1 protein-coding gene is annotated in these 4,465 nt (G+C 69.3%); it reads left to right on the top strand.

Annotated features, from left to right (window positions below; all coding sequences use genetic code 11):
- Window positions 1-132 precede the first annotated feature (132 nt).
- Window positions 133-4,465, top strand: a 4,333-nt coding sequence (locus APY03_RS17085; RefSeq protein WP_269747386.1) for an autotransporter-associated beta strand repeat-containing protein, incomplete at its 3' end; no start/stop codon positions are given.

Below are 4,465 nucleotides of genomic sequence, written 5' to 3'. Positions count from 1 at the left end.
ACCCGCGCCGCCGGTGGTAGCGGCGGCAGCCGGGCATTCAGCGAGAACGGTGGTAGGGCCGGAGGCGGTGGGATGGGGGGCGATGGCAGCAGCGGCTTCCCCGTATACAGGGCTGGCGATGGGGGCGGTGGCTTGTTCGAGGACGGCCTGCCAAGTGCGATCGGCAGCAGCTTCGGCGGCAATGGGGGTGGCCCGTCGGGCGGCACCGGCACTGGCGTCAATGGCAACGACGGTGGCTTGTACAGTGGCGGCGCAGGTGGCGGTGTCGATGAGGGCTCCGGCGGAGATGGCGGGCTCGGCGGCGGTGGCGGCGGCAGCGGCGCCGGCGGCAACTTCAGCAATGGAGGCAACGGAGGTTTCGGGGGCGGCGGCGGCGGCGGATACAGCCGAGCAGGGCGTGGCGGATTTGGCGGCGGTGGTGGCGGCGGCAACGGCCTCACTGCAGCAACCGGCGGTTTCGGCGGCGGCAATGGCGGGATCGGCACGTTCGGCCGCGCAGGCGGAGGCGGTGCGGGCATGGGCGGCGCCATCTTTGTCATGAACGGGGGCGCGCTCACCTTGACCGGCAGCACCGAGGTGCGCGGGAACGACGTATCCGCGGGGGCGAGCGGCGGCGGCGTGGCGCAAGCCGGCTCGGCCTTTGGCGGCGGCATCTTCATGCAGGGCGCGGGCAGCACGCTGGTCCTCGCGCCTGGCACAGGCGACACGCAGACCGTGGCCGACGCGATCGCAGACCAGACCGGTTCCGGCGGCGTCGGCGGCAATGCCGGCAGCATCGGCCTGACCAAGCGAGGCGCTGGACGGCTGATTCTCTCGGGCACCAACACCTACAGCGGCGGCACCACCGTCAATGGCGGCGCGCTGTCGATCTCCGCGGACGGGAACCTCGGCTTGTCCTCGTCGCTGTTGACCCTCGATGGGGGCACGCTTCAGAACACCGCGGCCTTCACGACGGCGCGTGCCATCACCCTGGGGACTGCCGGCGGCGGCTTCCAGACCGATGCCGCCCTGGCCTCCACCGGCGTCGTCTCGGGTGCAGGTGGCTTGATCAAGAGCGGTTCCGGCACATTGACGCTCACCGGCACCAACACCTACAGCGGCGGCACCACGATCGCGGGCGGCGAACTGTCGGTCTCGGCCGATGCGAATCTCGGAGCCGCTTCCGGAGCGCTCTCCTTCGATGGCGGAATTCTTCAAGTCACCGACGCCGCATTCAGCTCCACCGCCCGCACGATTCAAATGAGCGCGAACGGAGGCGGCTTCAACATCGTCCAGCCTTTTGGAACCTTCAGTGTCGGGCAGGTGCTCACGGGAGACGGCGGCTTGACGAAGAAAGGAGCGGGCACCCTGGTGCTCTCGGGCGCCAACAGTTACGCCGGCGGCACCACCCTTTCGGAGGGCGTGCTGTTGGTCTCCGCAGACAACAACCTGGGCGCGGCATCTGGGGGGCTGACCTTCGACGGCGGCACCCTGCGCAGCGGCGGTTCCTTCACCACGGCGCGCGACATCGATCTGCGCGCAGGCGGCGGCACGTTTCAGATCAACAACTTCGTCACGGCGAGCGGCGTCATCAGCGGAGAGGGCGCATTGACCCATACCGGTGTCCGCCAGCTGACGCTCTCAGGCGTCAACACGTACTCGGGTGGCACGACCATCAGCAACGGCATTCTGGCGGGCAGCGCCACCAGTTTCGGCAGCGGCGCGATCGTCAACAACGCCGCGTTGCTCATCCAGCAGCCCGGCGACGGCATCCTTGCCAACAGGGTCTCAGGCAGTGGCGGTTTGACCAAGACCGGCGCCGGCAAGCTGACCCTCACGAGCGCCAACAGCTACCTGGGAGGAACCACAATCAGTGCCGGCATTCTCGCCGGCAGCGCCGCCAGCTTCGGCAGCGGCGCTATCGCCAACAACGCCGCGCTGCTGATCGAGCAGCCGGGCGACGACACCCTTGCCAATACCGTCTCGGGCACCGGCACTCTCACCAAGGGCGGTGCCGGCACCTTGACCGTCACGGGCACCAATAGCTACAGCGGCGGCACCACGCTCTCGGGCGGCAAGCTGTCGGTCTCGAGCGATGCCAATCTCGGGGCAACGTCGGGCGCACTCACCTTCGACGGCGGCGTGCTGCAAGTCACCGGCACGGCGTTCGCGTCCACCCCTCGGGCCATGCAATGGGGAGCGCGCGGAGGGGGCTTCGACATCGTCCTGGCCGACGCGACATTTCGCGTCGGCCAGGCGATCGCGGGAAGCGGCGCGATGACGAAGGAAGGCGCCGGCACGCTGGTGCTGTCGGGCGCCAACAGCTACACGGGAGGCACCACCAACAGCGCCGGCACGCTGAGGCTCGAGGCCGGCGGAACGCTGGCGGGATCGATCCTCAACAACGCGAACCTGGAGATCGCCAGCGCCGACACCGGTGCCGTCACTGCCATCCAGAACAACGCCACGCTGACCTTCCACGGCGCAGGTTCCGCTGGCCAGGCGGCCATCACCAACAACGCGACGGGTGTGGTCGATTTTTCCGCGAGCGCCGGGGTCGCTGGGGATGGCAGGCTCTCGGCCGGCTCGATCGAAGGGGCAGGCCGCTACGCCCTCGGCGCCAACGAACTCACCGTGGGCAGCAACAACCTGTCCACCGTCGTGAGTGGGGCGATCGACGGGGCCGGCGGATCGCTGGTCAAGAGCGGCACCGGCACCCTCACCCTTGCCGGGACCAACACGTACACAGGCGGCACAACGGCAACAGGGGGCGTGCTGTCGGTCTCGGCAGACCAGAACCTCGGCGCGCTGTCGGGTGCGCTGACCCTCGACGGGGCAACGCTGCAAACCACCGATGCCTTTGCAAGCGCGCGCAGCGTCAACCTCGGCACTCGCGGCGGGACCCTGCAAACCGACGTCGATCTGACCGTGAGCGGCGCCGTCGCAGGCACGGGCACCTTGACCAAGACGGGCGCCGGCATGCTGACGCTCACGGGCGCCGGCGCGAACAGCTACACGGGCGGCACCGATCTGAAGCAAGGCGGCATTGCCGTGGCCAACAACAGTGCCTTGGGCACTGGCGAACTCGCCATGCACGAAGGCACCACACTGCGCTTTGCCGCCGACGGCCTCGCCCTGGGCAACCCGATCGCCTTCACCGACGCCGTCGATCCCATCGTCGATACCGGCCCCTTCACCGGCACTCTCTCCGGCGCCATCACCGGCCCTGGAGACCTGAGCAAGATCGGAAGCGGCACGCTCATCCTCTCGGGTGCCAACAGCTATGGCGGTGCCACCGCCGTGACCGAAGGCACCCTGCGCGCCGGCGCTGCCAATACCTTCAGTCCTGCCTCGGCTCACAGCGTCGCCCCCGGTGCCACGCTGGACCTGGCCGGCCTCAGCCAAAGCGTCGCCGGCCTCGCCAATGCCGGGACCGTCTCCCTCGTCGGCAACACGCCGGGCACGACTCTCACGGTCATCGGCCCTCATGCGGCCAGCAACGGCCTCCTGCGCCTTGGCACCTTCCTGGGGGACAGCGCCAGCGCGAGCGACCGGCTGATCCTCAGCGGTCCTGCTGCCGTGGCCAGCGGCCGTACAACTGTCCAGGTGGTGAATTTCGGCGGGCTTGGAGCGCTGACTAGCGGCAACGGCATCGAGCTCGTCAGTGCACTCAACGGCGCCACCACCACCGCGCAGACCAGCAGGGATGCCTTCGCCCTTCAGGGCGGCCATGTCGATGCGGGTGCCTACGAATACCGCCTGCAACCTGGCGATGCCGCGGGCGCCGGGGAGAACTGGTACCTGCGCTCCACAAGCACTTTGGTGACTCCGCCCGTTCCCACGGTGCCCGCAGCTCCGGTTTCGCCGGGTTCGCCAGTACTGCCAGGCGCGCCAGTCTTGCCAGGGGGGGCAGTCTTGCCAGGGGGGGCAGTCTTGCCTAGCGTCCCAGGTGTCCCGGGGGAGGCGGATTCAGCGGGTTCACCGGACTCGTCGATTTCGCCGGACGCGCCGTTTTCTCCGATGTCCCTGATCTCGCTGATTTCACCGGCGGCACCAACTTTGCCGACCTTCACGGGGTCACAGTTCTTGGCGATCCAGGTCCCCACCTATCGGGCCGAAGTGCCCCTCTTCGCGGCCCTGCCCGAGCAACTGCGCCAGGGCAACCTGGCCATGCTCGGCAGCCTGCACCAGCGCACCGGCGACGATGACGTGCGCACCGCGGCCAGTGCCCCAACCGCCGCTGCAAGCTCCGCCACCGGCGAGCGCCGCGCCTGGGGCCGCGTGCTCAGCACCGGCCGCACCCTCCAGCAGCGCGGCACCGTCAGCCCGCACAGCGAGGGCCGCTTGAGCGGCCTGCAGGCCGGCACCGATCTCTGGACCAACGCGAACTGGCGCGCCGGCGTCTACGCCGGGCAACTCGACGGCGACATTCAGGTCAAGGGCTTTGCCCGCGGCATCGCGAACCTCGCCGTCGGCAGCAACGACC

Source organism: Variovorax sp. WDL1, assembly GCF_001541225.1.
Classification (GTDB): Bacteria; Pseudomonadota; Gammaproteobacteria; order Burkholderiales; family Burkholderiaceae_C; genus Variovorax.
The sequence above is the reverse complement of the archived record's forward strand: the minus strand, read 5'-3'. Positions and strand labels throughout refer to the sequence as shown.